Raw genomic sequence first — 26,581 nt, 5'->3', positions numbered from 1 at the left:
TGCGCACGTCGCAAGGCGATGCCGCGCTCACCGCGGGCAGCCTCGCAGAGGCCGAAAAAGAGTACGCCCTCGCGCTCAAGCTCGACCCGCACAACTCGCACGCGCGCTCCGGCCTTGCGCGCGTTCTCTTCCTCCAAGCGCGCGCGGCCTTCGTCGACAGCAAGCTCGAAGATGCACAGGTCGAGATCGCCGGCGCGCTGCGCTACGCGCCGCAGGATGACGCGGCGAAGGCGCTCTCTGCGCAGATCGAGCAGGCGAAGATCCGCCGCGAGATCGTGCTGGCGAACTACCCGCTCTACGAGACGGTCGGCGCGTCGCTGACCGATTCGCTCAAGACGCTCGCTGCGTCGCAGCACGAAGTCGCCCTGCAGCTCAAGGCGTTCCGATCGGACTTCGACGCGACGCACCTGACCAAAGCGATCATCGCCGCTTACGCGCTCCAGGATGAGGAGCACCGGCTGGCGTCGAGGATCGTTGCGTACCGGGGACTGGTGACGAGCGGTGAGGTGAAGGCACAGCCGCCGGCGCAGTCCGAGACGCCGAACCTCCTCCCCGTGCCGTAGACCGCCGCGCGAAATGGCGCATGTCGTACACCTGCCAGCCTGAGGCGACGGGCACGCGCCGATAGCGCTGGAGGAAATGGTAGAGCGCGGGGTTCGCGCGCAGGCGCGGGATCTCGATGGCGACGTAATAGCATGCGCCCTTTTCGATCGCGCTCGTCTGATCGTGGACGTTCCACGAAAGCGGGTCCTCCTCCCAACCCTTACGCCCGATCGTGTAGAGCACCGACGGATCGAGATGACCCATGACGATGAGGCAGTCCGGATCGAGGGTGCGATCGAGCTCGGTCGCGGCGGCGTATACGGGGCGGCTCCACGTGTAGTACCCGTGGATCTGAAGCATGTTCGAGTACGTGATGAAGAAGATCGCCGCGGCGATACCGACGCACGCGATGACGTTCGCACGCGTCGAGGCCGCGTTGGCGCCGAGGCGCTCGATGACGTTGTCGGCAGCGCCCGCTACGAGCAGCGCTGCGAACGGCAGCCACGGCAGCAGATAGTAATCGACGCGCTCGACGTTGACGACGACGACCGTATACGCGGTCAAGGCCGCGGCCCACGCGCCGAACAACCACGCACGTGCGCGCGACATGTCATCGCGCGGCAGCGCAAATCCCGCGACCGCGGTGAAACCGAACAGCGCCGGGCCGAAGATCGTGGAGCCGAGCATGCGCAGGAGCGCGAACGCGCTTTGGAGCCCGGTCCACAAAGCCTGCGGCTTCGTCAGCTCGGCGACGAGCTGCGGCAGGACGTGCTGGCTCGTGATCCCCTCTGCCCAGTGCCACTCGGCTATCGAGCTCTCGTAGTGGAAGTAGAAGTAGAACGGCGCGAGCGTGAGCGCTAGGAACGCGTATGGCTGCCAGCTTACGAGCGCCTTGCGGCCGCGCATCGCGAGCACGACCGCGACGATCGGCGCCAACGCGAGCAGCGCCGGCGGTTTTGCGACCCACGCGAGCGCGCCGAACGCCGTCGCCAGCCAGAAGTCCGAGTTCGCGTCGCTGCGCGCCCAACGCCACCAGAACAGCAAGGTTCCCGTGAGGAAGAAGACCATGTCCGAGTCGGGCGTGATGGTGCGTCCGTAGTAGACGGCACCGGGCGCGATGGCGTAACAAAGCGCCGCGATAAGCCCTGCTCTGCGCCCGAACAGCTCCGTGCCGAAGAAGTAGAGCAGTACGACCGTGCCGAGGCTGAACGCGACGACGATGAGCCGCGCGAAGATCTCGTGGACGCCGAAGACGCGATAGAGCTGCGCCGCGGCGAACGGCACGATCTGCAGCTCGAGCTCGACGTAGTTCGGCGGCGGCCCGTCGTAGTCGGTCTGCGGGGCGAGCGGATCGTCCTGCAGCTGCGCGAAGTTGCGGGCGATCGCCGCTTCGTCGCCCTGGCGCCAGCCGGGATGATCGATGATCGGGTCGTGGATGCCGTACAGACGCAGCGCGAGCGCGAGCACGAGTATCGCGACGAGCGCTAACCGGTTGCGCAGTGTCGAGCCTTCGCCCATCTACGCTTCTGCGTCGGGCTGGACGTGATGCGTGTGCCTGAACGTCCAGTATTTGTTGACGAAGAAGTTGACGCCCATACCGCCGACCGTGCCGCAGAGCCAGATGAGCGAGTTGCGCAGCATGAACGGGGGCAGCCGGCCGTCCATGAATTTCGTGATGACGATCCCGAGCACGAGCGCCATCGCAGACACCGTCAAGAACTGCATGAGCTCTTTGCCCGCGTGCCCTTGCGATCGGAACGTCCAGTGCCGGTTCCACCAGTAGTTGTTGACGCCGCCGCAGATGAAGCCGATCGAGAACGCGAGCGTCAGATCGAGCTTGAAGTGGAGCAGCGAGTGGAAGATGATGAAGCTGATGACGGCGCCGGACGCGCCGACGATTCCGAACTTGAAGAACTGCCGCACGCCGCGGCGCGCCGCGATCCGCCGCGCGAGGCTCACGCGAGCCAATACCAGTCGGCGAAGAGCACCGTGAACAACCCGAGCACGGGCAAGCAGAACGATACGATCGCCGAGTTGACGGCCGGCCTGCGGCCCCAGAGCGCGAGCAGCATGAACGCGGGGAAGACGACGAGCACGAAGCGCGGCATGCTCATGAGGCTCGCCGTGCACATCGGCATGAGGAGCGATGCAGCGAAGTACCACGCGTACGAAGGACGCAACTGGCGGAACGCGACGACCATGAGGATGAGGAAGGCGAGCGTGAAAACGAGCTCGATGATGTGATTGGCTGTGCCGCTCGTGAACGGTGGCGTCGCGATCGCTTGGATCGTGTTCGCGATGCTGATCCATGGCGGCGCGAAATGGCGATCCCACTCAGCTTGGACCTTGGAGAACGCGAGCGGGTCGCCTTGCAGGGCGTATAGGTAGAACATATACGCGCCGATGCCGAGCGGCACGATCGCGAGGCCTGCCGCGCCGCGCGCGAGCGTCGTCCCTCGCCTTTCGCGCCACGCTCGCCACACCTCGTACGCGAGCGGCAACGCGGTGAGGATGCCTTCCACACGTGTCATGCTCGCGAGCGCGCCGAACACGCCGCTCGTCATGAAGTTGCCCCTGCGCGCGAAGTAGACCGACGCGACGGTCAGCATGAGGAAGAGCGACTCCGTGTAGACCGCCGAGAAGAAGATCGCGGTCGGGAAGATCGCGACGTAGAAGATCGCGTGAAACGCGACGCTGTTATCGCCGAACTCGAGCTTGACGAGCGCGTACAAGAACGCGAGCGCGCCGAGGAACGCGATGTTCGAGATGAGGAGCCCCGCGACGAGATGGTCTCCGATCAGATCGCCGACGATGTGGATGAGGAACGGATAGAGCGGGAAGAACGCGATGTCTTTGCCGTGGTAGCCTTGCGTCGCGATGTCGAGGTAGTGCTGCGCGTCCCAGCGTCCCCAGACGTCGAGCAGTACGCCGTGCGCCGGACTGAAGTGGTGTCCTTGCCGCTGCCCGATGACGATCGCGGCGAGCGGCGCGATGAGCATGAGCGGCACGCGCGTCGCGACGAAGACGACCGAGATCGAGCGGGCGATATCCGAGTAGCGCGCCGCGATCGCGAGCTTGACCGCTGCCATGATGAGCAGCGCGGCCGCCGCGATGGCCGGAGCGGACGACAACGTCGGCGGCACTTGGAACAGGTAAAGCCACAGGCTGAGCATCGGCAGGAAGCTGTACGAGTCGGCCTGCAGCAGCGTGCCCGTATCGACGCCGAAATGTCGCGCCGCCCAGCTCGAATAGCCGAACCACGCGCCGTACGCGGCTCCGACGCCGACGAGCAAGCAGAGCGCGAGCAATGGGCTCGAGGATGCGTCCGAGCCCTCGGCGTGGATCGACAGCGAGTACCAGAGGAAAGCGCCGATCGAGACGCCGGCGAATCCGGTGACCGCGGCTCCGACGCGCGCCTTTGGTGGAAGAAGAACACGAACGCGGCCGACCAGGCCGAAAGCAGACCCGTCGGGCCGCGGTTGCGAGGTTGCGGCCTGCACGACGCTGCGGCTTCGCCGTACCGCCGAACGGTCCTCGTCGCGCGCACGACGCGTAAAGGGCGCCATTTCTCATCGGTCAAAAGTGGCGGGACATGGTGGGTCTTCACGCGGCGATCGCAGCATCGTTGTTGTTCGCGACGGTGGCGCCGCCGCCGCAACCCGCAGCGCCTGCATCGGGAACGCTGAGCTCGATAGCGGCGAGCCCGGCGGGCGCCGTGTTGACGATCGCGACGTCGTCCGGCTCGGTCGTCGTGACCGTGCCGCCCACCGCCAAGGTCCGGCAGAGGGCGATCGGCGGCGATTGGGAGCCGGCATCGATCGCGGACGTCAAACTCGATGAACCCATACGCATCGTGTCCGATGCCGCCGGGCGCATCGTCGAAGTCGACGCCGAGTACGCGCTCGTCGATACCCGAGCCGTCGTCATGCAAGGCGGCTATCTCGTCGGTACCGACGGCGTCGCACATAAACTCGTCGCCGCGGCCGCAGCGCTCGCCTCGGTGCCGCTCGGTTCGTACGTCGAGCTCCACACCGATCCGGACACCGGCGACGCGTTCGACGCGTCGGTCTCGACGCATCCGTTCGCACAAGTCGCCGCCGCTGCGACCGTGGCCGTCACTTTCGAAGTACGGGTTCCGGTGAACACGCCCACCGACGCAAGCGTCTACCTGGCGACGAACGCGCAGAACTGGACGGCGAACGCGATCCGGCTCTCGCCGCAGCCCGGCAACATCTGGACCGCGACCATCCCGCTAGCGGGGGGAACCGTGCTCCAATACAAATATACGCGCGGCTCTTGGGCTACAGGCGAACGCGACACGTCTGGCGCCGACGTCCAAAACCGCTCGCTCGCGGTGACGCGCAGCGGGGCAACACAATTTGTCCACGACGTCGTCGCGCGCTGGGCAGACCTGCCCTCGTGATGGAGGAGACAGCGACTTGAACACCCTCGAGTTCGTCAAAGTGACCGAGGCGGCGGCGCTCGCCGCATCGCGTTGGATGGGCAAGGGACAGCGCGACCTCGCCGACGGCGCGGCCGTCGAGAAGATGCGCGAAGTCCTCAACAACATGGACATCCGCGGCCGCATCGTCATCGGCGAAGGCGAACGCGACGAAGCACCGATGCTGTATATCGGCGAGGAGGTCGGCAGAGGCGGCGTCGAGGTCGACATCGCGGTCGACCCGGTCGAAGGCACGAACCTCGTCGCGAACGGCCTGCCGAACTCGATCGCCGTGCTTGCGGTCGCCGAAAAGGGGGGCCTCCTCAACGCCCCGGATACATATATGAAGAAACTCGCCGTCGGGCCGAAGGCGGCGCCTTACGTCCACATCGACGCGACCGTCAAAGAGAACTTGCAGCTCGTCGCAAACGCGCTCGAGCGTCCCATCGACGACATCACGGTCATCATCCTCGACCGCCCGCGCCACAAGCAGCTCATCGAAGACGTCCGGTCGGCGGGTTCGAAGATCAAGCTCATCTCCGACGGCGACGTCGACGCGTGCATCGCGACGTCCGTCGAGAACACGGGCGTCCACGTGGCGATGGGGACGGGCGGCGCTCCCGAGGGCGTTCTCGCCGCTGCGGCGCTCAAGTGCCTCGGCGGCGGCTTCATGGGGAGGCTCGAGCCGCGCAACGACGACGAGGTGAAGCGGGCGAAAGAGATGGGCTTCGATGACGTGGGCAAGGTGCTGACGATGGACGATCTCGTCCGAACGTCCGACGTCTCGTTCGTCGCCACCGGGATCACCGACGGCGATCTGGTGCGTGGCGTTCGCTTCTTCGGCAATGGCGCGCGCACGCACTCGATCGTCATGAACAGTCAAGCAGGCACGATACGCTTCGTCGAGACCGTCCATCGTTTGCGCGCGGAGCCGTTCCGCGTCCACTGACGCGGCCTTGCGTGTGGGCCTCTTGCATTACGTCACGCCGGATGCTCACGTCGATAGCGTCGATCAGATAACCGCCGCCTTTCTCGCGCGCTGGGGCGTACGCGGCCTCGTCCTCGACCTTGACAACACGCTCGTGCCATGGAACACCGCGATGGTCCCCGGTCCGGTCGGCGCGTGGGTGCGTGACCTGACCGCGGCGGGCATCGCATCCTGCGTGCTGACGAACAACTACACGCAACGCGCGAGCGAAGTCGCGCGACTGTTGAAGATCCCGATCATCAAAGCTGCGTTCAAGCCCTCACCGGCGGCGTTTCGCGGAGCGCTTCGCGTCATGGCGCTGCCGGCGGGCCAGGTGGCGGTCGTCGGCGATCAGCTCTTCACCGACGTGCTCGGCGGCAAGCTCGTCGGCATGCGTGCGATTCTCGTCGAGCCGCTGTCGACACGCGAGTTCTTCACGACGCGATTCGTACGCTGGCTAGAGCGGCCTGTCCGCGCGCGCGTCGCGCCGCGGCGTATCTGAACGTTGTCCGCGAAGTACGCGCTCATCGGTGACCCGGTCGAGCATTCGCTGTCGCCGGCGATGCAGAACGCCGCCTTCGCCGCGGCCGGCATGGATGCGGAATACACGGCATTGCGGGTCTCGCGCGACGGCATCGCCGCCGCGGTCGACGCGCTGCGCTCCGACCACAGCGGGTTCAACGTGACGACGCCGCTCAAAGAGGTGATCTTGCCGTTCGTCGACGCGCTCACCGATGTGGCAGAATCGGCGCTCGCGGTGAACACCGTGCGGATCGAAAAGGGCAAGCTCACCGGACACAATACGGACGGCGCCGGCTTCGTCGACGCGCTCATGGATGTGTGGAAGCTCGAACCGCGCCGGCTCATATTCTGCTTCCTCGGGAGCGGGCCGGCGGCGCGGGCGATCGCGCAAGCCGTCGCTCGGCGGAACGCGCTACGCATCATGTGCTGGTCGCGCAATCCGCTGACGTCGGAGCAGATAGGGGAGCCCCCCGATTCGCGGCCTGACATCCTGGTCAGCGCCCTGCCGCAGGATGCGGAGATCCCGCCCGAAGTACTCGATACGATCGAGGGTGCGACGCACGTCTTCGATCTCAACTATCGCGCCTCGAGATCACCCGTGCCCGACGCCATCGGCCGATCTCGCACGGATGGTCTGCCGCTGCTCCTCCATCAGGGAGCGCAATCGTTCCGCTGGTGGACCGGGGCCGACGCTCCCCTCGATGCCATGCGCAAGGCGCTCGGCTAGGCCGGCGTCGATCGGACGGTTATTTCACGCCGTGAGGGACCGGATCGGCGCCGCGGACGACTTCTTTGGTGGACGCCTGCTGTTCCCACAGGCGACCGTGTTTGCTCGTCGCGGTCGGATGCGCGAGCAGGCCCCGGATCCGGCAATACATCTCGAGCGCCGCGGTTCCGAGGAACCAATCGAGCCGCGGGTGGTCGTTCTTCCATACCGCCAGAGCGGCTCGCCGCAACGTCGAGCCGTTCCAGGTCGAGACGGCGTAGCGATGCTTGCGCTGTACTTGCAGGTTGTGGGCGACCCAGCGGCTTCGTTGCGCGACGAATTCACGCACCGTCTCGGGTCCGCGATTGTAGACGATCGCGTCGGGCGCGTACGCGGGCCTGAAGCCGACGGCTTTGATGCCGCGCTCGATCTGAACCTCGTCGGCGAGCATATCCGGGTCGAGGCCTCGGAAGACGTTCCTGAACGCGATGAGCTCGCCCATCTTCGGCACGATGAGCGAGATCTCGTGGTGGAGCTTCCACAGCAGGTTGACCGCGAAGCCGACGAAAGACGTCGTCTCGTTGAGCGGCACGGGGTGCGATCCGACCATGCCGACGTCGGCGTCGTCGAATGGCGCGATCAGCGCTTCGATCGTCGTCGGCGTGTAGACCATGTCGGCGCCGGATATCGCGAGAATGCTTTCCGGCGATGAGGTCATGAAGGTGTTGATCGCGTTGACCTTGCCGCCGCGCTCGGCTTCGGCGACGAGCGAGATGCGTGGGTCTTTGCGGCAGTACGCCTCGACGACCTCGCAGGTCCTGTCGGTGCAGCCGCTCGCGACGACGACGACCCGGGAGATCCGGGGCAACGCCGTTTGGCCCAAGATGCTGTCGAGAAGCCGCGCGATGTTGGCTTCCTCGTTGTGGGCCATGACGCCGATGGCGACGGTTGACGGCATAATCAACGAATCGGCACTTCGCCGCTTTCGGGTTAGGACCCACGACGTGTCCCGAGCCTTGGAAAAAACCGGCCCCGACCGATAATCTAATAGATATGAAGGCGGTCATCTTGGCCGGCGGCTATGGCACGCGCATCGCCGAGGAAACACACCTCCGGCCGAAGCCTATGGTCGAGATCGGCGGCAAGCCCGTGCTTTGGCACATCATGAAGACCTATTCGGCTCACGGCATCAACGACTTCGTGATCTGCTGCGGCTACAAGGGCTACATGATCAAAGAGTACTTCGCGAACTACGCGCTCCACGTCTCGGACGTCACCTTCGACATGCGGACGCGCGAGATGGAGGTCCACCAGTCAAGCGCCGAGCCCTGGCGCGTGACGCTCGTCGACACAGGCGAAGCGACGGCGACCGGCGGCAGACTGCGGCGGGTGAAGGACCACGTCGCGGGTGAGGTTTTCTGCTTCACCTACGGCGACGGCGTGTCGGACGTCGATATCGGCAAGCTCGTCGCGTTCCACAAGAGCGGTAAGACGCTCGCGACCGTGACGGCGACGCAGCCGCCCGGCCGCTTCGGTATCCTCACGATGGACGGCGCGAAGATCTCGGCGTTCGAGGAGAAGCCGAAAGAGGGTGGCTGGGTCAACGGCGGTTACTTCGTCCTTTCGCCCAAGGCGATCGACTATATCGACGGCGACGATAGCGTCTGGGAGCGTGATCCGATGGAGCGGCTCGCTAAAGACGGCCAGTTGTCTGCGTTTCTCCATCGCGGCTTCTGGCAGCCGCTCGACACGCTGCGCGACAAAGAACTTCTCAACGATCTCTGGGCGTCGGGCAAAGCGCCGTGGAAAGCGTGGGGATGAATCGGGCTTTCTGGAAAGGGAAGCGCGCGTTCGTCACAGGGCATACGGGTTTCAAGGGGACCTGGCTTTGCGCGTGGCTCGTCGACGCGGGCGCGCGCGTGTCGGGGTTCGCTCTGGCGCCTGAAGCGGGCTCGCCGTTCGGCGATTCGCGTTTGAAGGCCGACATGGTCTCGACCGTTGCGGACATCCGCGACACGTCCGCGCTTGCGAGTGCGCTCGACGACGCGCGGCCGGATATCGTCATCCACCTGGCCGCACAATCGCTCGTGCGACGCTCGTACGAAGAACCGGCGCTGACGTTTTCCGTCAACACGATGGGGACGGCGAACCTGCTCGACGCGCTCAGATCGTCGCCCACCGCACGCGCCGCGGTCGTCGTCACAAGCGACAAATGCTATGCCGCCGGCGAGCCGTCTCGACGACATACCGAAGACGATCCGCTCGGCGGCGACGATCCATATTCGGCGAGCAAGGCCGGCGCCGAGATCGTCGCGGCGGCGTATCGACGAGCGTTCTTCGAGGACGAAAAAATCGCGACCGCGCGCGCAGGCAACGTCATCGGCGGCGGCGACAGCTCGCGCGACCGGCTCGTGCCCGACATGCTTCGAGCGTTCGACGTGGGCGAGACGGCACGGATCCGCCGGCCGGACGACATCAGGCCTTGGCAGCACGTCCTCGACCCGATCGCGGGCTACCTCGATCTCGCCGAACGCCTTTTCTCGGATGCACGCTCGTTCGCACAAGCATGGAACTTCGGGCCGAGCGCACAGAACGAGGTGCCCGTCCGGAAGATCGCCGATGCCGTCGCGATAGCGTGGGGCGATGGCGCGTCGTGGAGCCACGACAAGGGCGCGCACGCCGCCGAGCGAGGCGTGCTGCGGCTCGACAGCACAAAAGCAGCGCGGCTGCTTGATTGGTGCGACCGGATAGCGCTGGACGAAGCGATCCGATGGACGGTCGATTGGCACAAGGATCGCGCTTCGGGCGCTTCCGTCCGCGATCTCCTCGCCCGCGACATCTCGCGGTACGAGGCGCTGTCCGCGTGAGCAAGGCGCCTTCATGCCGCTCCTGCGGCGCGGCGCTGACGAGCGAGGTCATCGACCTCGGCATGTCGCCGTTGTCGAACGCGCTCGTCGAGCCGTCGACACACGCCGCCGATCCGCTGTACCCGTTGCGGGCGTACGTCTGCGAGACGTGCTGGCTCGTGCAGGTGCCCGCGGTGGAAAGCCGCGAGCGTATCTTCGGCGATTACGCGTATTTCTCGTCGTACTCGGACACCTGGATCGCACACGCGCGAGCATACGCGGCCACGGTAGTGGAGCGGCTCGGGCTCGGTCCGCAGTCGCTCGTCGTCGAGCTGGCGAGCAATGACGGGTATCTGCTCAAGGAGTTCCAGGCCCGCGGCGTGCCCGTGCTCGGCGTCGAACCGGCCGCCAACGTCGCCCGCGTCGCCCAAGCCGCGGGCGTGCCGACGGTCGCCGAGTTCTTCGGAGTCGCGCTCGCCAGAAAGCTCATCGAAGACGGCCGCAGCGCGGACCTTATCGTCGCCAACAACGTGCTCGCGCACGTGCCCGACGTCAACGACTTCGTCGCCGGCATCGCATCGCTGCTCGCGCGTCGAGGCACGGCGACGTTCGAGTTTCCACACCTGTTGCGGATGCTCGAATCCGGCGAGTTCGATACGATATACCACGAGCATTTCTCCTACTTCTCGCTGCGCGCGGCGCAAAGGATCTTCGAACGCCACGGGCTCGACGTCGTCGACGTCGACGAGTTGCCGACCCACGGCGGAAGCCTGCGTCTTTGGGTGCGACATGCTCAGGCGGATCCACCGAAGGGCGAGTCCGTCGAGCGCGTGCTTACGGAGGAAGAAGATGCACATCTGGAGCGCCGCGACGCGTACGCTGCTTTTCAAGGCGCCGCCGTCAAGGCGAAAGATGCACTCGTGACGTTTCTGCAGGAGGCCCGACGTTCCGGCAAAGGAGTAGCGGGATACGGGGCGCCGGCGAAAGCTACGACGTTACTCAACTATTGCGGTATCGGTCCGGACCTGCTCGCGTATACGGTCGATCGTAGTCCGCATAAACAAGGACGCCTGATCCCGGGCGTGCGTATTCCCATCGAAGCTCCCGAGAAGATTTTCGAGCGACGGCCAGATTTTGTTCTCGTCCTGCCGTGGAATATCAAAGACGAGATTTTCTTTCAGTTGGAGGCGATCCAAGGATGGGGTGGGCAGTTCGTCGTGCCGATACCAACGTTGACTCTTTGTCGAGCCGAGGCGACTGGTGTGCGAGATGAGCGACAATAGAGCTTCGGATCCGGCGTTGTTGGCCGCAATGCGTGCCGATCGCGACTTGGCACGGCTGTCAGCCGCTTTTATGGAGAAGACGATCGAGCACCGCTACTCGTACAACTTCACATGGCTCGGAATTCCGATCATCCAATATCCGCAAGACGTCGTCGCGCTTCAGGAGATCATTTGGGAATACAAGCCTGAGCTCATCATCGAGACAGGCGTCGCACACGGTGGTTCAACCGTGTTTTTCGCGTCGATGCTCGAGATGATCGGCACCGGCGGCGTGCTCGGCATAGATGTCGACATCAGAGCGCATAACCGGATGGTCATTCAAGCGCATCCCCTGGCGCGGCGGATCGAGTTGCTCGACGGCTCGTCGACCGATCCGGCCGTCGTCGCGGTGGCCCGCGAGCGGGCGGCGGGTAAACGCGTGGTCGTCGTTCTCGATTCTAACCACACCGCCGACCATGTCGCAGGTGAACTCGAGGCGTACTCGCCGCTCGTGAAATCCGGCGGTTACCTCGTGGTCTTCGACACGATCATCGAGACATTGCCGGGCACCTTTCCAGATCGTCCGTGGAGCCACGGGAATAACCCGATGACGGCGGTCCACTCGTTCCTCAGGCATGACGATCGCTTCGAAATCGCCGAGGATATCCTCGCGACGCTCCTCGTGACCGCGGCGCCCGACGGGTACCTTCGGTGCGTGAAAGATTGAACAACTTTCCGAAGGCGGTCGTGTTCGGGTCGAGGGGCCAAATGGGCAGCGCGATTCAGAGCGTTCTCACGGAGGTTGGCTACGTGGTCCGCCCATATGACCGTGCCGCTTGCGACATCGAGTCTCTCGATGCGGTGCTCGAGGCGGCGCACAGTCTCACCGATGGCGATGTGCTCGTGAACGCCGCGGCCTGGACGGACGTCGCTGCCGCGGAACGCGATCTGACCGCGGCATTCGAGACGAACTATCGAGGTTGCCTCAACGTATCGCTCGCGTCGCAATCAACCGGCGCGACCTGCGTGACGTTCAGTACCGACTACGTCTTCGACGGATCGAAGACATCGCCGTATGTCGAGTCGGATCCGACAAACGCTTTAAATGTCTACGGCGCCTCGAAGCTGGCCGGGGAAGCGATTACACGGGAGACTACGACACGTCACTACGTCGCTCGACTTGCGACGGTTTTTGGCGTCGCAGCCGGACGTCGACGACCGAACTTCGTCGATCGCATCGCCGGGCTGGAACGAGGCTCGACCGTTGAACTCGTCGCCCAGGGCTCCATATCGCCCACGTACGCGGCGGATGCGGCCGAGCTCATCGGCCGGCTGCTCGCATGTCATGCACCCTACGGGGTGTATCACCTCGCAAACGCCGGAGCCTGCACCTGGTACGAGCTAGGGTCGGTCGTTCGGGATTTGTGCGGTGCCGATATCACGATCGTGGAAGCGACCCCAGGCCACGAAGACATAGTGCGCCGACCGCTTCACAGCGCCTTGGCAAGCGAAAAGCTTGCAGCGCTTGGCTTAACGCCGGCGCCGTGGCGCGATGCCGTCGCACGTTACCTTCGCGTCACTCATCGGATCACTGCGGCCGGCTAGTGCGAACGTTAGGAGCAGTCACGGCGATCATACCGACATATCAACGGCCCCAGATGCTGCGGCGCGCTCTAAGCAGCGTGCTCCGTCAGACGATCCCGAATGTGAGGGTATGCGTTTACGACAATGCATCGGGTGGTGAGACCGAGTCCGTCGTCAAAGCATTCGCTTCTGGAGACGCGCGAGTCCAGTACTTTCGGCACGACCGCAACATCGGAGCTATGGCGAACTTCTTGTTCGGGATGCGGCGTGTCGAGACGCCGTATTTCTCGTTCCTCTCCGATGACGACGTTCTGTTACCCGATTTCTACGAGACCGCACTCTCTGGTTTTGCACGCCAGCCAGACGCGCTCATGTCCGCGGCGTCGACCGTCGAAGTCGACGAAGCAGGACGGCCGCTGTTCGAACCCCTAGCGTTGTGGCCGCGCGAGGGAATCTTCGAGCCGCCGAGCGGGGCGTTCGCGATGCTCGACAATCGACACCCGACATGGACGACGGTGCTGTTCAGGCGGGAGGCGATCGATCGGATCGGATACCTCGACCTCGACGTGGGTGCCCCGTCCGATCTCGACTTCGAATTGCACCTCGCCGCGTGTGCCCCGATCGTCGTTTCGAAACGCGTCTGCGGAGCATACGTCAGGCACGCCGACGCGCATTCGGTCGGAGAGACGGCTGAAGTCGCTACCGGCTTTGCGCGCATCTGCCGCAAGATCGATGAAGACACTCAGATCGAGACGGACACGCGCAAGAAGCTCGCCGCCAGGGTCCTGCGTCAGCTGCGGATGAAGCTCGTCGAGGTCTGGGTGAAAGGCCTCGTCCGCGGCGACGATGCGGTCGCGCGCGACGCAGCACTTGCGATGCGAGATCGATATGGTCCGCGCCTCGGAGGCTCGTTGCTCCTCGGCGGCTGGCGCGCGATCATCGCCGCCGCGCCGCTACGCGCGCTGCTGCGCATCGTCGAAAACACCCGCCTCGGCCGCAGAGCCGCCGCTGCCAGATCCATCGAACCTGCCAGGCTGCGCCAGATCCGCGAGACGCTCGCGCTATGAACTGGCTCGACGCTGCGCCGTTCTGGGAGCGTTTCGCGTTCGGCCTTGCCGGCGGCACGCTCGTCTGGTGGGCGGCGATCGACCTCGGCGCCGTGTCGTTTTCGGCGATCGGTCTTGAGGATCGAGCACGAAGTCCGCAGGCGGCGGCTCTCGGCTACGCGCTCGTCGGGACTGCCGTCGGCGCGCTCGGTCTGCTCCATGCGATCTGGGCGTGGATCGTCGTCGGTCTCATCGTCGCGCGATTTGTCATGCGCTGCATACAAGATAGGCGTCTCGCGCTATCGCTACCGGCCGGAGCGATAAGCGCGTTCAAGGTCATGCCGGTCCTCGATAAGGCGGCGGTCGTCGTCACCGTTTGCGCGTGGCTGACCGGCGCGGTCGCAGCAGCGCTGCCCGCGACGTGGTGGGATCCGCTCGCCTATCATCTGCCGATCTTGGCGCGAGCGGTGCAAGCGCATACCATCGCGGTCGACCCGAGCATGCTTCAGACGAGCTTCGTGCTGCTCGGTGAGGCCGCGGCGCTGCCTGCCTTCATCGTCGGCGGCACCGCAGGCGCGGCGTTCGCGACGCTGGGATCGGGCATCGTCCTCGTCCTCCTTTGCGCCAGGTGGGCGCAGCGTGTCGCAGCCGGATCCGGCCCCATCGCGATGGCGCTGGTCTCGTGTTGCGCGCTATGGATCTGGCTCGCGCCGTCGTTTTACGTCGACATCCCGTTCGCGATGTTCGCGATCGGCGCGCTGCTTGTCGCCTCGGAACCGTCGGACGTCCGCTCGGGAGTCGCTGTCGCTGCGGGCGCTCTAGCCGGCGCGGCGGCGGCGACGAAATATACGGGTCTCGTCATCATCGTCATCGCGCTGATCGCGCTCGTCGTATTGCGCGGTCGCGTCAAAGCATCGGATGTCGCCCGGTTCGGCGCGGCTGCTATCGTGCTCGCTGGTGCGTGGTTCTTACGAACCGCGCTCGCGACCGGCGATCCCGTATTCCCGTTCCTCAGCGCCTCGGCGCCGGGGTCGGTCGGGCTCTTCGCGCAGCGCTACGTTTCGATGACGCGCTCGTGGTGCGGCGGCGGCGCAAGCGCGAGCGACGCCGTCATGTTGCCGTGGCGTCTGCTCGTCTCGCCGAAGACCTTTTGCGGCGATCCCGGCTACGCGCTCGACATCGGTTCGATCTTCGTGCTCGCATCGCTCGCCGCGTTCCGTCGCACGGCCGTCGTTCTCGCTCTGAGTTTCGGGCTCACGATCGTCTGGTTCGAATCGAGCCAGCAGCTGCGTTTTCTCGTGCCCGCCGTGTGCTTGTTCGCGATAGCCGCGGCGGCAGGTACCGTCATCGCAGGCCCGCGGCTGCGCGTCGCCGGCCAAACCGTGCTCCTCGCGCTGTGCGCCCTCGGCGTCGCGGTCGACTGGATCCCCGGGCGGCTTGACGCGTCGAACAGCGTCGCGCCGGCGTTCACGTACATGGCGGGCGCGCAATCGGGCGACGCCTACCTGACGTCGCGCCTGGAATTCTACGGCGCGGTCCGCTGGGTCCGCGACAACGGCGGCGGCCGCGTCGCCGCGCTCGACGACGTCCGCGATTATTACTTCGGCTCGACCGCGACGTGGTTCAATCCGTACTATCAGCCGCTGTCGATCGACTGGACGCTCCCGTCGTATCGACGCTATGAACCGCTCACGGCCGCCGGGTTCAGATACCTCGTCGTCAACGCGAACAGCGCGTACGTCGACCGCACGCCGACGGGTGTCGACTGGCGCGTCCTCGACGAAGATGCGGCCCGCGGCGTTCTGAAGCCGGTGTACTCGCGGGATATGGTGACGGTGTTCCGGTTTGGTAGGGTTGCGCGGTGGATCGAGCGATGAAGAAGGTCCACTGGGCGGTGTGGCTTGCGGCGATCGTCGTACTCGCCGTGGCCGGCTCGCTGGCGGCGTCCGCGCTCGCAGTCCACGAGACTTTTTTCGATGCATACACCCGGACACCGTATTCCGCGGCGTACGCATTTCCGATCCACGTCGTGCAGGCGGCATCGCCCGGCTGGGATGTCGACTTCGTCATCTGGTCGATGCTCGCCGCGATCGCGGTCTGCGGCATCGCGCTCGCTTCGTCTATCTCTCGTCTGGAACGGCGGCCGGCGCACGTGCTCTGCTTCTCGTTCGCCGTCACGAGCGCGGCGCTCAGCGCGTTCGCTATCATCCAATCGAGCGACGTGTATTTCTACGTGATGTACGGACGCCTCTACGGCGTCCACGGGATGAATCCGTATGCGTTCGGCGACGTGACGCATCTAGGCGACCCGATCATCGCGCAGATATTGACCTTCGCGGGCAAGGTGCCGTTCGAGGATCCGTACGGTCCGTTATGGACGCTCGTCGCCGGATTGCAATCGAAGCTGTTCGCCGGCGCAGATCTGTTCTGGTCGGCATGGTCGTTTCGTGCCGTCGCGATCGTCGCTGCCCTCGCGGCGATCGCCGGCATCCTGCACGCGCTGCGGCGTATGCCGGAGGCCGAGCGCACGAAAGCCGCCGGCCGCTTCGCATTTCATCCGCTCGTCCTCTACGAATGCGCCGTCGGCGGCCACAACGACATGCTCATGGTCGCGCCCGCGGTGTGGGCGTTCGCGATCGTCGACGAACTGCCGCTCATCGCCGGATTGCTCGCAGGCTGCGCGATCGCCGTGAAGTACGTCGCTGTGATCGCGCTGCCGTTCCTCGTGGTCCGCGCGCGGCGCAGCGGCTGGCCGGCAGCGATCCTCTGCGGCGTTCTTGCTATCGTCATACCCGTGCTTTGCGCGAGGCCGTTCCAGACCGGAGCTGCGGGCGCGCAGGCGCTCGCCGCGAACGGCAGCCGTTTCGCGATGTCGTTCGAATGGCTCGCGAACATGCCGATCTTCGCGGCCGGGCTGGGAAACGTGCCCGCGTTCGAGGCGCTGCCTGTCGTGCCGGTGTTCGGCGTACTCTCGTGGGCCCGCATCGTGCAGCTCGCGGCGCTGTCGGTCGCCGGGGCGCTCGTCGTCATCGGCTCCCTGCTCTGTCTGCGACGGTTCGACATGCGTCACGTGTGGCGATCGATCACCGCCCTGCTGCTTTCGTTGCCCTCGATGCATCCGTGGTACGGGCTGTGGCTCGTACCGGCCGTGTCGTGCGCCGGCCGTTGGGCCGAATACGCGTGGTGGTTCGGCGTCTTCGTCTTCGGCTGCTATACGGTCGACACGGTTTCGGGCTGGATGCCGGCATGGGTTCCCATCGCTGCGACGGCCGCATATCTCATCGTTCCCGCCGTCATGGCCATGACGACGAAGCCGAACGCGGAAGCTCGCGCGTGAGGCTCTTGGGCTGGACCGCTCTTGCTGTGGCGCTCATCGTCGCCTATGCTTTGGCGAGTGCGCAGATCGCCGGGAGCCTGATCGACTTCAACGACCTCCGTCATCACGTCGACTTCACCGTCGGCCTAGCGCTGCCGGTCCACGTCGCATGGCAGGCGCTCGGCGAGTGGCGCCTGACGCTTTGCCTCTGGGCGCTCGTCGCCGGCCTGGCGATCGCCGGAACGCAGATCGCGCGTGCAATGGATACGGAAGGCCGCGCTCGCTCGGGCGTGCTCGTCGGCATACAAGCACTGCTCCTTTTGGCGCTGCTCGCCGTCACCGTGACGCTTTCCGGCGACGTCTACGCGTACGTCATCTACGGCAGGTTGTACGGACTGCTCGGCCTCGATCCGTACCTGCTCGGCTCGCCGGTAAATGTCGGAAGCGATCAGATATTGCGTCAGGCGCTCGCGTTCTACGGAAATCCGCCGCCGCCGGACAACTACGGGCCGCTCTGGACGCTGCTCGCCGGCGGCATCGCGCGCGTCGAAGCGGCCTGGCCGCTCGGGGCGCAGGTGTGGTCGCATCGGATCCTCTCGGCCGGCGGCGCGCTGGCCGCGACCACCGGTCTGCTCTTCGCCCTGCGAGGGCTAGCGGAACGTGAGCGCGTCAAGCGCGCCGCGCGTTTCGCACTCCATCCGCTCGTGCTCTACGAGACGGCGGTCGGCGGCCACAACGACATGCTCATGGCCGCCGCGGCGATCTGGGCGTTCGCGGTCGCGGACGAACTGCCGCTCGTCGCCGGGCTCTTGCTCGGCGCTTCGATCGCGGTGAAATACGTGTCGATCGTGCTCGTGCCGTTCCTCGTCATCCGCGTCGCCAGAAAAGGCGCGACCGGCGCCATGCTTTGCGCAGGCATCTCGATCGCGTTGCCTGCGCTGCTCTTCCGCCCGTTCTGGAATGGGATCGAAACCCTGTACTCGCTCATCGGCCACGGCGGCGTGCTCGCGATGTCGCCGCAGTGGCTTGCCGACATGCCGTTCTTCTCGCTCGGCACTGCCGACAACCCGGTCTTGCCCGGCGTCGTCTTGCCGCTCTTCGGCCAGCTGACATGGCCGCGGATCATCCAGCTCGCGGCGCTCGCCGCCTTCGTCGCGATCGCGGTCGTAAGCGTCATCCGCTACGCCTCGGGCCGCCGCCTCGCGGAGATCTGGCGCACGCTCACGAGCGCCGTCTATTCGCTCTCGATCATCCATCCGTGGTATGCGCTATGGACCGCACCGTCGGCGGTCGACAGCGGCCGATGGGGCGCCTTCGGTTGGTGGCTCGGCGTCTTCGTATTCTTGCGCTACGCGCTCGATGGCATCGCACCGGCCGAGCTCGGCTCGGCGTACACCCCGCTTTTGGCTGCGCTCGCGGCCGTGATGCTCGTCGCCCCCATGATTTTAGCCTTTCGGGACACGGGGCGTGACACAGCGACCGCCGTCAGGAAGTCGTAACGACGTGCCGATACTCTAGGAGAGGCTGGGCAGGCCGCCGTTTTCCGGTGTCGTGCCCTCGCATTCCGACACCCTCCAGGACGAGCGAAAAATAATGGCGACAAACGTAAGCGATCTCCTCGGGCTGCGCATGGACGAACTGATGCGCGTGACGATCGAACGCGGCGCGTCCGATCTTCACATGTGCGTCGGCTTGCCGCCCATGCTCCGCATCGACGGCCGGCTCTCGCCGACCGAATTTCCGAAGCTCACGCCCGATGACTCGAAGCGTTTGCTCTACAGCATCCTGACGGACGGACAGAAGGAGAAGTTCGAGAAGAATCTCGAGCTCGATTTCTCGCACGGCCTCAAAGGCTTCGGACGATTCCGTATCAACGCGTTCAAGCAGCGCGGCGTCATCGGCGCGGTCTTCCGCGCCATCCCGTCGACGGTGCCTCCGCTCGCGTCGCTCAACCTTCCGCCGGTCATGGGCGATCTCGTCGCCCGGCCGCACGGACTCATCCTCGTCACCGGTCCGACGGGCTCAGGCAAGTCGACCGCGCTGGCGGCGATGGTGGACGTCATCAACTCGTCGATGGCGCGCCACATCCTGACGATGGAAGACCCGATCGAGTATCTCCACTACCACAAGATGTCCATGGTCAATCAGCGTGAGATCGGCCAGGACTCCTACAGCTTCGCCAACTCGCTGCGCGCGGCGCTGCGCGAAGACCCCGACATCGTCCTCGTCGGCGAGATGCGCGACATGGACACCATCGCGACGACGCTGACGATCGCCGAAACCGGACACCTCGTCTTCGCGACCCTGCACACCTCGGATGCGGCCCAGACGATCGACCGCATCATCGACGTGTTCCCCGCCCATCAGCAGCAGCAGATCCGCGTCCAGGTGGCCTCGGTCATCGAAGCCGTCGTCTGCCTGCGGCTGCTGCCGCACGCTTCGGGAGTCGGCCGCGTGCCGGCGGCCGAAGTCATGATCGCGACGCCCGCGATACGCAACCTCGTCCGCGAGAGCAAGACGCACCAGATCCACAACGCCATCGTGACGAGCCGGGTCATGCACATGCAGACCTTCGACATGTCGCTGCGCGACCTCGTGCGCAAGCACATGATCACCGCCGAAGAGGCGCTCAACGCATCGATGCACCCCGAAGAGCTTCGCAAGCTCATCGAAGGTGCTTGACACGACACGGTCGAGCCAAAGCTCGACCGCTACATAGGCCGTGAACAAAGGCCGAGAATAGAGGGGGAGAATTCTCATGCAGATGTCCTTGTTGTGGTGGCTCATCCTCATCGTGATCCTGCTCGTGGGCCAGCACACCAATCTTTGAGCGTTGTTCTGTAGCGGCCGAGCTTTAGCTCGACCGGGGAGTTAGGATTCCATGCCCAGTTTCGCATACCAGGCGAAAGACGCGGCCGGTAAGACCGTCAACGGCGTCATCGAGGCGGAGAACGAGCGCGTCCTGCGCGCGAAGCTCCGCGAGATGAACTATTACGTCACCGGCATCACCCAGAAGAACTCTGGGGTGATGAACGCCGACATCGGCGCGGTGTTCAGCAAATTCAAAGGCGTCAGCGAGCAGGCGCTCGTCGTGTTCGCGCGCCAGTTCGCGACCATGATCAACGCGGGTCTCGCGATGGTCCGCTGTCTCGACGTCCTCGGCGTGCAGACGGAAGACGCGCAGCTCAAGCCGATCATCGTCGCGGTGCGCCGCGAGGTGGAAGGCGGCTCGACGCTCGCCGCGGCGCTCGGCAAGTTCCCGAAAGTTTTCTCGCCCCTGTTCACCAACATGGTGCGCGCTGGTGAGCTCGGCGGTATCCTCGACGACGTCCTCAACCGGCTCGCGGGCTTCCTCGAGAAGGACTTCAACCTGAAGAAGAAGGTGAAGGCCGCGATGACGTACCCGACGGTCATCTTGGTGATGGCGGTCGGCATCGTCATATTCCTCGTGACGTTCATCCTGCCGACGTTCGTCTCGATGTTCGAACAGATGGACATGAAGCTGCCGCTGCCGACGAAGATCCTCATCACTTTCACGGTCGCAGCGCGCAACCCGTTCATCCTGATCCCGACGATCATACTGCTCATCGTCGGCTTCATCATGTTCAACCGCTACACGTCGACGCAGGTCGGCCGGAGACAGTTCGACGCGTTCAAGCTCAAGCTGCCGGTGTTCGGCATGCTCATCCGCAAGGTCGCGATCTCGCGCTTCTGCCGCACGCTCGGCACGCTGCTCCAATCGGGCGTGCCGATCATGCAGGCGCTCGAGATCGTCGGCAAGGCGTCGGGCAACGAAGTCGTCGCCGAGACGGTCAACAAGGTCCGCGACTCGGTGCGCGAGGGCGAGTCGATCGCGGTGCCGCTCCAGCTGTCCGGGATGTTCCCGCCGCTCGTGACGCAGATGGTGTCCGTCGGCGAAGAGACCGGGAACCTCGACGGCATGCTCTCGAAGATCGCCGACTTCTACGACACCGAGGTCGACTACATGCTCGCGTCGCTGACGTCGCTGCTCGAGCCGATGATGATCCTCGGCATGGGCTTCGTGGTCGGCTTCATCGTCATCTCGGTCTTCCTGCCGCTGTACCAGATCATCGGCAACATCCACTGACCGCATGGCGGTTCTGATGCACGATCGGTCAGGCGAGGCCGGAGCTGACTTCGAGGAATACTGGGCGACCAGATCCCGTAAGTCACGCGACGACCTCGTCGTCCGTTTCATGCCGCTCGTCCGTCAGATAGCGACGCAGTTCGTCCGCACGTCGGGATCGCGCGACGATCTCGAGCAAGTCGGATACCTCGGACTCATCAAATCCGTCGAACGCTTCGATCCGGCGTTCGGCGTTCCGTTCGAGGCGTACTCGCGCACCGTCATCGCCGGCGAGATCTCGCACTACCTCCGCGACCTCGCCCCGATCGTCCGCGTGCCCCGCTGGTACCGGACGCTCAACCGTCAGATGCACGAGGCGCACGACAGGCTGTCGAGCCGGCTCCATCGCGAGCCGACGATCGACGAGCTCGCCGACGAGATGAACGTCAAGCCGGAAGGCGTTCGCGAGATCTTGCGGCTGCGCGACGCGTATAATCTCGCCTCGCTGTCGGACGACGCGCCGAGCGCGTCGGCCGCACGCTTCGACGCCATCCGGAGCCAGCGCGCGCTGTCGTTCCAACTGCCGGTGGAGGATCGCGTCGCACTCGATCGCGCGATCGACAAGTTGGCGCACGTCGAGCGCGAGCTCATCCATCTGTTCTTCTACAAGGACCTGACGCAGACCGAGATCGCGCGCCGGCTCGGGTTCTCGCAAAAGCACATCTCACGACTGCTCGCCCAAAGCCTCCGAAAGCTCAAAGAAGACCTGCGCTGATGCGAGATCCGGCGCCCGCCGCTACCGCACGCGTCGCGTTCGGCGGTCTGTGGATCGCGCTCGCCGTCGGCGCGTTCCTGATCCTGTGGCAGCTCGCGGCTCAAAGCGTCTTCGTCGACGAGGCGTTCACGCTCGATGCGGCGCGCATGCCGATCCCGGCGATGTTCGCCCAGCTCGCGCAGCACGACGCGCATCCGCCGCTGCTCTACCTCTACGTCCACGCCGCGATGGCGCTGTTCCATTGGCCGTCGACGTGGTATCGCTACCTCATCGCGCCGTTCGGGCTCGTCACGATCGCGAGCACCTGGGCGCTGGCGCGTCGTGGGTTCGGCGACATCGCGGCTGCGGTGGCGGCCATCGTCGTCGCGACCGAGCCGACGCTGCTCCTGTTCGACCGGCTGCTGCGGATGTACGCGCCGCTGACCGCGCTCACGGCGCTGTCCTGCGTCTTGCTGATGCGCGCCTCGACGGCGCAGACGCGGCGCTCTCGCGTCATCGCTTGGGCGCTGTACGGCGCATGCGCGATCGTGCTGCCGTACGTCATGTACCTCGGAGCGATCGTCATCGCTTGTCAGTGTGCGTACGCGCTCTTCGACCTGCGACGCCGCTGTCCGGCGATCGCATGTGGCATCATCGCGTTCCTCGCCACGATGCCATGGTGGTGGGCGATACGAGAGCAGTTCCCGCAATCGGGTTTCACGGGCGGTAAGGGACTGGCCGCCGCCGCATGGTCCGCGCGCGACGTGCTCGGCTACGCGCTGCCGGTGAGCTGGTACACCGGCACGCATTTCGATCTGATCTTCGCGATCGCCGTGATAGCCCTGGCTGCCGCCGGTCTCGCGCTCGCGCGCGGCGGGGCGATGGCGATCTACGGCGGCGCGCTCGCCGTTGCGGTCATCGCGACGCTCGCGCTTGGCCGCAACCTCGTGTTCGCCCGCTATCTCGTCTATCTGGTTCCCGCGTTCGCGATCTCCGTCGGTGCGATCTGCGCATTTGCGCTGCGGACGAAATGGCGCGTCGCCGGCGTCGCGCTCGCGCTCGCTGTGCTGTCGGTGAATGCCGTCGCAGATGCCGACCAGCTCCTCGATAAGTTCTATCAGTCCTCGGATTGGAACACGGTCGCTGCGATCATGTCGGGCATCGAGCGTCCGTCGGACGCGATCCTCTTCGTACAGGGCTACTCGTATCTCGTCCTCGAGGCCTCGCCGGCGGTCGTCGGCCACGATGTCTTCGGTCCGCAGTCGCCGTCGTCGATCGAGCCGACGTATGCGTGGCTCGACCGTCATGCTGACGTGCGGGTCTGGTATATCGAGAACCAAGCGTGGTATGCCGATCCGAACCGCGAGATCAAACGGCGCATCGAAGCGACGCGACCTCGGCTGCGCGAATGGTTCGAGCCGCGATCCGATCCGAGCAGCACGGTGTTCTTCGCGCTCTACGGCCCAGAGAAAAGATGTGGTATGCCGACCGAAGGTCGGCAGCCGAGTTGCGCTCGGCATGCCACATCGAGACCGAAACCTTGAGAGGCCGTAGGATCGACGGAGCGGTCGTCGCGCTCGTCATCGCGCTCCTTATCGGCGGCTACCTTCGGCTATGGGACCTGACGAACCGCAGCCTCTTCCTCGACGAGGCGTTCACGCTTTGGGTCGCGAGCAAGCCGTGGGCGGCGATGATGAACCAGATCGTCTACCACGATTTCCATCCGCCGGTGTTCTACGCGGTGACGCATTGGCTCATCGGCGTGCTGCGCTGGCAACCGTGGGATTATCGTTTCCTCACCGCGCCGTTCGGGCTGCTGACGATCGTGGCATCGTGGGCGATCGCGCGCCGCCTTTTCGGCGACGTCGCCGCGGGAGCGACGGCGTTCCTCGTCGCTCTCGAGCCGAGCTTGGTCGACTGGGATCGCGTCTTCCGGATGTACAGCGTCCTCACCGCGCTTTGCACGACGTCGTGGTGGCTCTTGCTCATCGGTCAGGATGCGACCGGACGAAGACGCGTCGCCGCATGGCTCGGCTACGGGGCGGTCGCGATACTCTTGCCCTACATCCAATATCTCGGCGCCGTCACGCTGGTGTGCCAGGGCGCGTACGCGCTCTTCGACCTGCGCAAGCGCTGGCCGATCCTCGCATCATGCGGCGCCGCGGTGCTCGCGCTCGTGCCGTGGATGTGGGCGATCCGCATCCAGGCTCCACACGGCGGCCTCGTCGCGGGCACGAAGGTCGTGCCGATCGGCTGGGTGCTATTGCCGCGCGACGTCTTGCTGGCCGGCGTGCCGTGGAACTGGTCCGGCTCGATCGTATTCGCGTGGTCCGTCACCGTATTCGTAGCGATCGTGGCCGTCGTCTCGATCGCGCGCTGGCCGAGGACGATCGTGCCGTTCTGGCTCGGCGTCGCCGCCCTGCAGGTGATCGCGACGCTCGCGACCGGCAAAGGGCTCGTGGTGCCGCGCTATCTGCTGCCCGCGCTTCCCGGTTTCACGATCGCCGTCGGCGGACTCATCGCATGGCTTATCGCAGGCCGGCTTCGCGTCTTGGGGGCGGCGCTCGCGATCGCGTTGCCGGCGATCGCCGCCGTCTGCTCGGCCGACATCATCTGGGACCCGTTCTATCAGTTCACCGACTGGTATCTCGTCAATCTCATCGTGCTCCAGAACGAGAAGCCCGACGACGCGATGCTGTTCGTCCAGGGGTTCCCGTATCTCGTCGTCGGCGACTTCACGGCGTTTCGCGGCCACCCGGCCGAAGGGCCGGCGATGCCGGCCGATCTGCCGTTCACGCTCGGGTGGATCCGCAAGCACGCGGGGCAGCGCATTTGGTACATCGAAAATCAGGCGTACTACGCGGACCCGGGTCACGAGGTGAAGCGCTACCTCGACTCGACGCGCCGGCAATTGCACGTGTGGTCCGAGGCTCGCGCGGGACTTTCAGATATCGTCAATGTGATCTTATATGATAAACAGACGAAGCGTTCATCGAAGCCGGCGCATACCGTTCGTACGGTCACACGCTAGAACGGGCTACGAACGTTGAGAAAAGAGTACGAAGGAAGTGTGAACGCCGTCGTGCCACAATAGACTGCGGTCCACAATCTCGAAGGTAGTCCGCTTGGGGGATCGCACGGACTCGGAAAGGTGTAGATCTTGGCCAGGCACCATAGAGCCTTCACGCTCATCGAGCTGATGATCGTCATCGCGATCATCGCTATTCTTGCGGCGATCCTCATCCCGAACTTCCTGCACGCGCGCGCTGAAGCGCAGACGTCCGGCTGCGAAGGCAACGAGAAGCAGATCGCGACCGCGCTTGAGGAATACGCCGTCGACCACAACGGCACGTACGGCGCGGGCGGCACGGTTTCGAGCACGCTGCTCGGCACGCTGTACCTCGGCGTCACGCCATCGGATCCCGTGAACCAGTCGAACTACAGCGTCACGACGACGACCGGTTCGTACGGCTCGTACCAGATCACGGATACCGGCGGACACGACACGACGACGACCGGCAACCTTCCGGGCAACCCCGGCGGTCAATCGATCATATACAACCAGAACTCCGGAATCCAAGCGAAGTAAATCGCTTACGCCGAAACACGAATAAGCCCGGCGAGTTCTAGACGTCGGGCTTATCGGCGTGGGAGGTAGAGCTTGTCGATCGGCGATAGTGATCGAGGTCACCTCGCTCGTGGACTTCCAAGAGCCGAGAAAATGTGATGAGATGCATTGGGAGGATCGTAGTCCGGTGACCAAATCGCAAAAGGGCTTCACGCTCATCGAGCTGATGGTCGTCATCGCGATCATCGCAATTCTCGCCGCGATCCTCATCCCGAACTTCCTGCACGCTCGCGCGCAGGCACAGACATCCGGCTGCGAAGCGAACGAGAAGCAGATCGCGACCGCGCTCGAAGAATATGCCGTCGACAACAACGGTTCGTACGGCCCTGGCGGCACGGTGACGAGCACGCTGCTCGGCACGCAATACCTCGGCGTCACGCCGACGGATCCGGTCAACAAATCGAACTATAGCGTGACGACGGCCACGGGCACGTACGGCTTATACCAGGTCACGGATACCGGCGGCCACGACACGACGACGACCGGCAACCTCGCGGGTAATCCCGGCGGCTCATCGATCATCTACAATCAGGCCTCCGGTCTCCAAGCGAAATAGGCGACGTCTCGGGCCGAATCTGGCGCTCGCATCATTGCGATCGTGACCTATCTCACTCATGATTGATCCGCCCCGCGCCGAGAAATGAAATTGTGAAGCGTTCGTGAACCGCTTGGGCTTTTGGCCTAATCTCCGGTTCGCGCGACGATTTCGATATCCACAGAAATAGGTCGGAAGGGGCCTCTCTCGTGACCAAATCGCAAAAAGGTTTCACGCTCATCGAGCTGATGATCGTCATCGCGATCATCGCAATCTTGGCCGCCATCCTCATCCCGAACTTCCTGCACGCGCGCGCTGAAGCGCAGACGTCGGGCTGCGAAGGC

The 26,581-nt window shown here is 64.9% G+C and carries 24 protein-coding genes; 20 read left to right on the top strand and 4 right to left on the bottom strand.

Annotated features, from left to right (window positions below; translation table 11 throughout):
• Positions 1-420: 420 nt before the first annotated feature.
• From VFO25_12455 to VFO25_12445, 3 genes are read right to left on the bottom strand one after another with little or no spacing between them, the layout of a single operon-like run.
• Complete coding sequence (locus VFO25_12455; protein HET9343716.1) at positions 421-2,061, bottom strand: glycosyltransferase family 39 protein; 1,641 nt, start codon at positions 2,059-2,061, stop codon at positions 421-423.
• Positions 2,062-2,502: a GtrA family protein gene (locus VFO25_12450; GenBank protein ID HET9343715.1), complete on the bottom strand. Its 441-nt coding sequence runs from the start codon at positions 2,500-2,502 to the stop codon at positions 2,062-2,064.
• Positions 2,499-4,043 carry a mannosyltransferase family protein gene (locus VFO25_12445; protein HET9343714.1) on the bottom strand — a complete coding sequence of 515 codons (1,545 nt, stop codon included), beginning with the start codon at positions 4,041-4,043 and terminating at the stop codon, positions 2,499-2,501. The genes VFO25_12450 and VFO25_12445 overlap by 4 nt, the downstream gene beginning before the upstream one ends.
• 92 nt (positions 4,044-4,135) lie before the next feature.
• Between VFO25_12445 and VFO25_12440 the strand changes: the two genes are divergently transcribed.
• The 4 genes from VFO25_12440 to VFO25_12425 are packed head-to-tail and all read left to right on the top strand — an operon-like array spanning position 4,136 to position 7,200.
• Entirely contained in the window at positions 4,136-4,966 is an 831-nt protein-coding gene (locus tag VFO25_12440; protein ID HET9343713.1) for a CBM20 domain-containing protein, read from the top strand.
• A 16-nt stretch (positions 4,967-4,982) separates the two neighbouring features.
• On the top strand, positions 4,983-5,933 hold the full coding sequence (gene glpX / locus VFO25_12435; GenBank protein HET9343712.1) for a class II fructose-bisphosphatase: 951 nt from the start codon (positions 4,983-4,985) through the stop codon (positions 5,931-5,933).
• 13 nt (positions 5,934-5,946) lie between these two features.
• On the top strand, positions 5,947-6,453 hold the full coding sequence (locus tag VFO25_12430) for a YqeG family HAD IIIA-type phosphatase (GenBank protein ID HET9343711.1): 507 nt from the start codon (positions 5,947-5,949) through the stop codon (positions 6,451-6,453).
• Positions 6,454-6,456: 3 nt separating this feature from the next.
• Positions 6,457-7,200: a hypothetical protein gene (locus VFO25_12425; protein ID HET9343710.1), complete on the top strand. Its 744-nt coding sequence runs from the start codon at positions 6,457-6,459 to the stop codon at positions 7,198-7,200.
• A 19-nt stretch (positions 7,201-7,219) separates the two neighbouring features.
• Here VFO25_12425 and VFO25_12420 read toward each other — a convergent pair whose 3' ends face one another.
• A complete protein-coding gene (locus tag VFO25_12420) occupies positions 7,220-8,137 on the bottom strand; it encodes a glycosyltransferase (GenBank protein HET9343709.1) in 918 nt (305 codons plus the stop codon).
• 95 nt (positions 8,138-8,232) lie between these two features.
• On the opposite strand from VFO25_12420, the gene rfbF reads away from it, so the two are divergent.
• From rfbF to VFO25_12340, 16 genes are all read left to right on the top strand, one after another.
• The gene (gene rfbF, locus VFO25_12415) at positions 8,233-9,000 is read left to right on the top strand and encodes a glucose-1-phosphate cytidylyltransferase (protein ID HET9343708.1); all 768 of its coding nucleotides are present in this window, start codon (positions 8,233-8,235) and stop codon (positions 8,998-9,000) included.
• Positions 8,997-10,046: a CDP-glucose 4,6-dehydratase gene (gene rfbG / locus VFO25_12410; protein ID HET9343707.1), complete on the top strand. Its 1,050-nt coding sequence runs from the start codon at positions 8,997-8,999 to the stop codon at positions 10,044-10,046. The genes rfbF and rfbG overlap by 4 nt, the downstream gene beginning before the upstream one ends.
• Entirely contained in the window at positions 10,043-11,308 is a 1,266-nt protein-coding gene (locus VFO25_12405; GenBank protein HET9343706.1) for a class I SAM-dependent methyltransferase, read from the top strand. The genes rfbG and VFO25_12405 overlap by 4 nt, the downstream gene beginning before the upstream one ends.
• Positions 11,295-12,014 (top strand): cephalosporin hydroxylase family protein, encoded by a 720-nt coding sequence (locus VFO25_12400; protein ID HET9343705.1) that lies wholly within the window; start codon positions 11,295-11,297, stop codon positions 12,012-12,014. Before VFO25_12405 ends, VFO25_12400 begins: the two co-directional genes overlap by 14 nt.
• Entirely contained in the window at positions 11,999-12,892 is an 894-nt protein-coding gene (locus VFO25_12395) for an NAD(P)-dependent oxidoreductase (GenBank protein HET9343704.1), read from the top strand. The genes VFO25_12400 and VFO25_12395 overlap by 16 nt, the downstream gene beginning before the upstream one ends.
• Complete coding sequence (locus VFO25_12390) at positions 12,892-13,938, top strand: glycosyltransferase family 2 protein (protein HET9343703.1); 1,047 nt, start codon at positions 12,892-12,894, stop codon at positions 13,936-13,938. Before VFO25_12395 ends, VFO25_12390 begins: the two co-directional genes overlap by 1 nt.
• Positions 13,935-15,794, top strand: coding sequence for a hypothetical protein (locus tag VFO25_12385; protein ID HET9343702.1), 1,860 nt, complete (start codon positions 13,935-13,937; stop codon positions 15,792-15,794). The genes VFO25_12390 and VFO25_12385 overlap by 4 nt, the downstream gene beginning before the upstream one ends.
• The gene (locus VFO25_12380) at positions 15,791-17,254 is read left to right on the top strand and encodes a glycosyltransferase 87 family protein (protein ID HET9343701.1); all 1,464 of its coding nucleotides are present in this window, start codon (positions 15,791-15,793) and stop codon (positions 17,252-17,254) included. The genes VFO25_12385 and VFO25_12380 overlap by 4 nt, the downstream gene beginning before the upstream one ends.
• Positions 17,251-18,732 (top strand): glycosyltransferase 87 family protein, encoded by a 1,482-nt coding sequence (locus VFO25_12375; protein HET9343700.1) that lies wholly within the window; start codon positions 17,251-17,253, stop codon positions 18,730-18,732. Before VFO25_12380 ends, VFO25_12375 begins: the two co-directional genes overlap by 4 nt.
• 94 nt (positions 18,733-18,826) lie before the next feature.
• Positions 18,827-19,915, top strand: a complete 1,089-nt coding sequence (locus VFO25_12370) for a type IV pilus twitching motility protein PilT (protein ID HET9343699.1) — start codon at positions 18,827-18,829, stop codon at positions 19,913-19,915.
• Positions 19,916-20,114: 199 nt separating this feature from the next.
• Entirely contained in the window at positions 20,115-21,341 is a 1,227-nt protein-coding gene (locus tag VFO25_12365; GenBank protein HET9343698.1) for a type II secretion system F family protein, read from the top strand.
• Between the two features lie 4 nt (positions 21,342-21,345).
• Positions 21,346-22,095: a sigma-70 family RNA polymerase sigma factor gene (locus tag VFO25_12360; GenBank protein ID HET9343697.1), complete on the top strand. Its 750-nt coding sequence runs from the start codon at positions 21,346-21,348 to the stop codon at positions 22,093-22,095.
• A complete protein-coding gene (locus tag VFO25_12355; GenBank protein HET9343696.1) occupies positions 22,095-23,618 on the top strand; it encodes a glycosyltransferase family 39 protein in 1,524 nt (507 codons plus the stop codon). Before VFO25_12360 ends, VFO25_12355 begins: the two co-directional genes overlap by 1 nt.
• Positions 23,615-25,105 carry a glycosyltransferase family 39 protein gene (locus VFO25_12350; protein HET9343695.1) on the top strand — a complete coding sequence of 497 codons (1,491 nt, stop codon included), beginning with the start codon at positions 23,615-23,617 and terminating at the stop codon, positions 25,103-25,105. The genes VFO25_12355 and VFO25_12350 overlap by 4 nt, the downstream gene beginning before the upstream one ends.
• 129 nt (positions 25,106-25,234) lie before the next feature.
• Positions 25,235-25,663: a prepilin-type N-terminal cleavage/methylation domain-containing protein gene (locus VFO25_12345; GenBank protein ID HET9343694.1), complete on the top strand. Its 429-nt coding sequence runs from the start codon at positions 25,235-25,237 to the stop codon at positions 25,661-25,663.
• A 166-nt stretch (positions 25,664-25,829) separates the two neighbouring features.
• Positions 25,830-26,258, top strand: a complete 429-nt coding sequence (locus VFO25_12340) for a prepilin-type N-terminal cleavage/methylation domain-containing protein (GenBank protein HET9343693.1) — start codon at positions 25,830-25,832, stop codon at positions 26,256-26,258.
• Positions 26,259-26,581 lie beyond the last annotated feature (323 nt).

The sequence above is a fragment of the Candidatus Eremiobacteraceae bacterium genome, assembly GCA_035710745.1.
Lineage (GTDB): Bacteria > Vulcanimicrobiota > Vulcanimicrobiia > Eremiobacterales > Eremiobacteraceae > JANWLL01.
Note: the sequence above shows the minus strand (reverse complement) of the source record. Positions and strands in the feature narration are given on the sequence as shown.

Excerpts from the sequence above, each read along its gene's own strand:
- VFO25_12455 (HET9343716.1), bottom strand. The coding sequence starts at position 2,061 with ATGGGCGAAGGCTCGACACTGCGCAACCGGTTAGCGCTCGTCGCGATA.
- VFO25_12440 (HET9343713.1), top strand. The coding sequence starts at position 4,136 with ATGGTGGGTCTTCACGCGGCGATCGCAGCATCGTTGTTGTTCGCGACG.
- VFO25_12420 (HET9343709.1), bottom strand. The coding sequence starts at position 8,137 with ATGCCGTCAACCGTCGCCATCGGCGTCATGGCCCACAACGAGGAAGCC.
- rfbF (HET9343708.1), top strand. The coding sequence starts at position 8,233 with ATGAAGGCGGTCATCTTGGCCGGCGGCTATGGCACGCGCATCGCCGAG.
- rfbG (HET9343707.1), top strand. The coding sequence starts at position 8,997 with ATGAATCGGGCTTTCTGGAAAGGGAAGCGCGCGTTCGTCACAGGGCAT.
- VFO25_12400 (HET9343705.1), top strand. The coding sequence starts at position 11,295 with ATGAGCGACAATAGAGCTTCGGATCCGGCGTTGTTGGCCGCAATGCGT.
- VFO25_12385 (HET9343702.1), top strand. The coding sequence starts at position 13,935 with ATGAACTGGCTCGACGCTGCGCCGTTCTGGGAGCGTTTCGCGTTCGGC.
- VFO25_12380 (HET9343701.1), top strand. The coding sequence starts at position 15,791 with ATGAAGAAGGTCCACTGGGCGGTGTGGCTTGCGGCGATCGTCGTACTC.
- VFO25_12370 (HET9343699.1), top strand. The coding sequence starts at position 18,827 with ATGGCGACAAACGTAAGCGATCTCCTCGGGCTGCGCATGGACGAACTG.
- VFO25_12365 (HET9343698.1), top strand. The coding sequence starts at position 20,115 with ATGCCCAGTTTCGCATACCAGGCGAAAGACGCGGCCGGTAAGACCGTC.
- VFO25_12360 (HET9343697.1), top strand. The coding sequence starts at position 21,346 with ATGGCGGTTCTGATGCACGATCGGTCAGGCGAGGCCGGAGCTGACTTC.
- VFO25_12355 (HET9343696.1), top strand. The coding sequence starts at position 22,095 with ATGCGAGATCCGGCGCCCGCCGCTACCGCACGCGTCGCGTTCGGCGGT.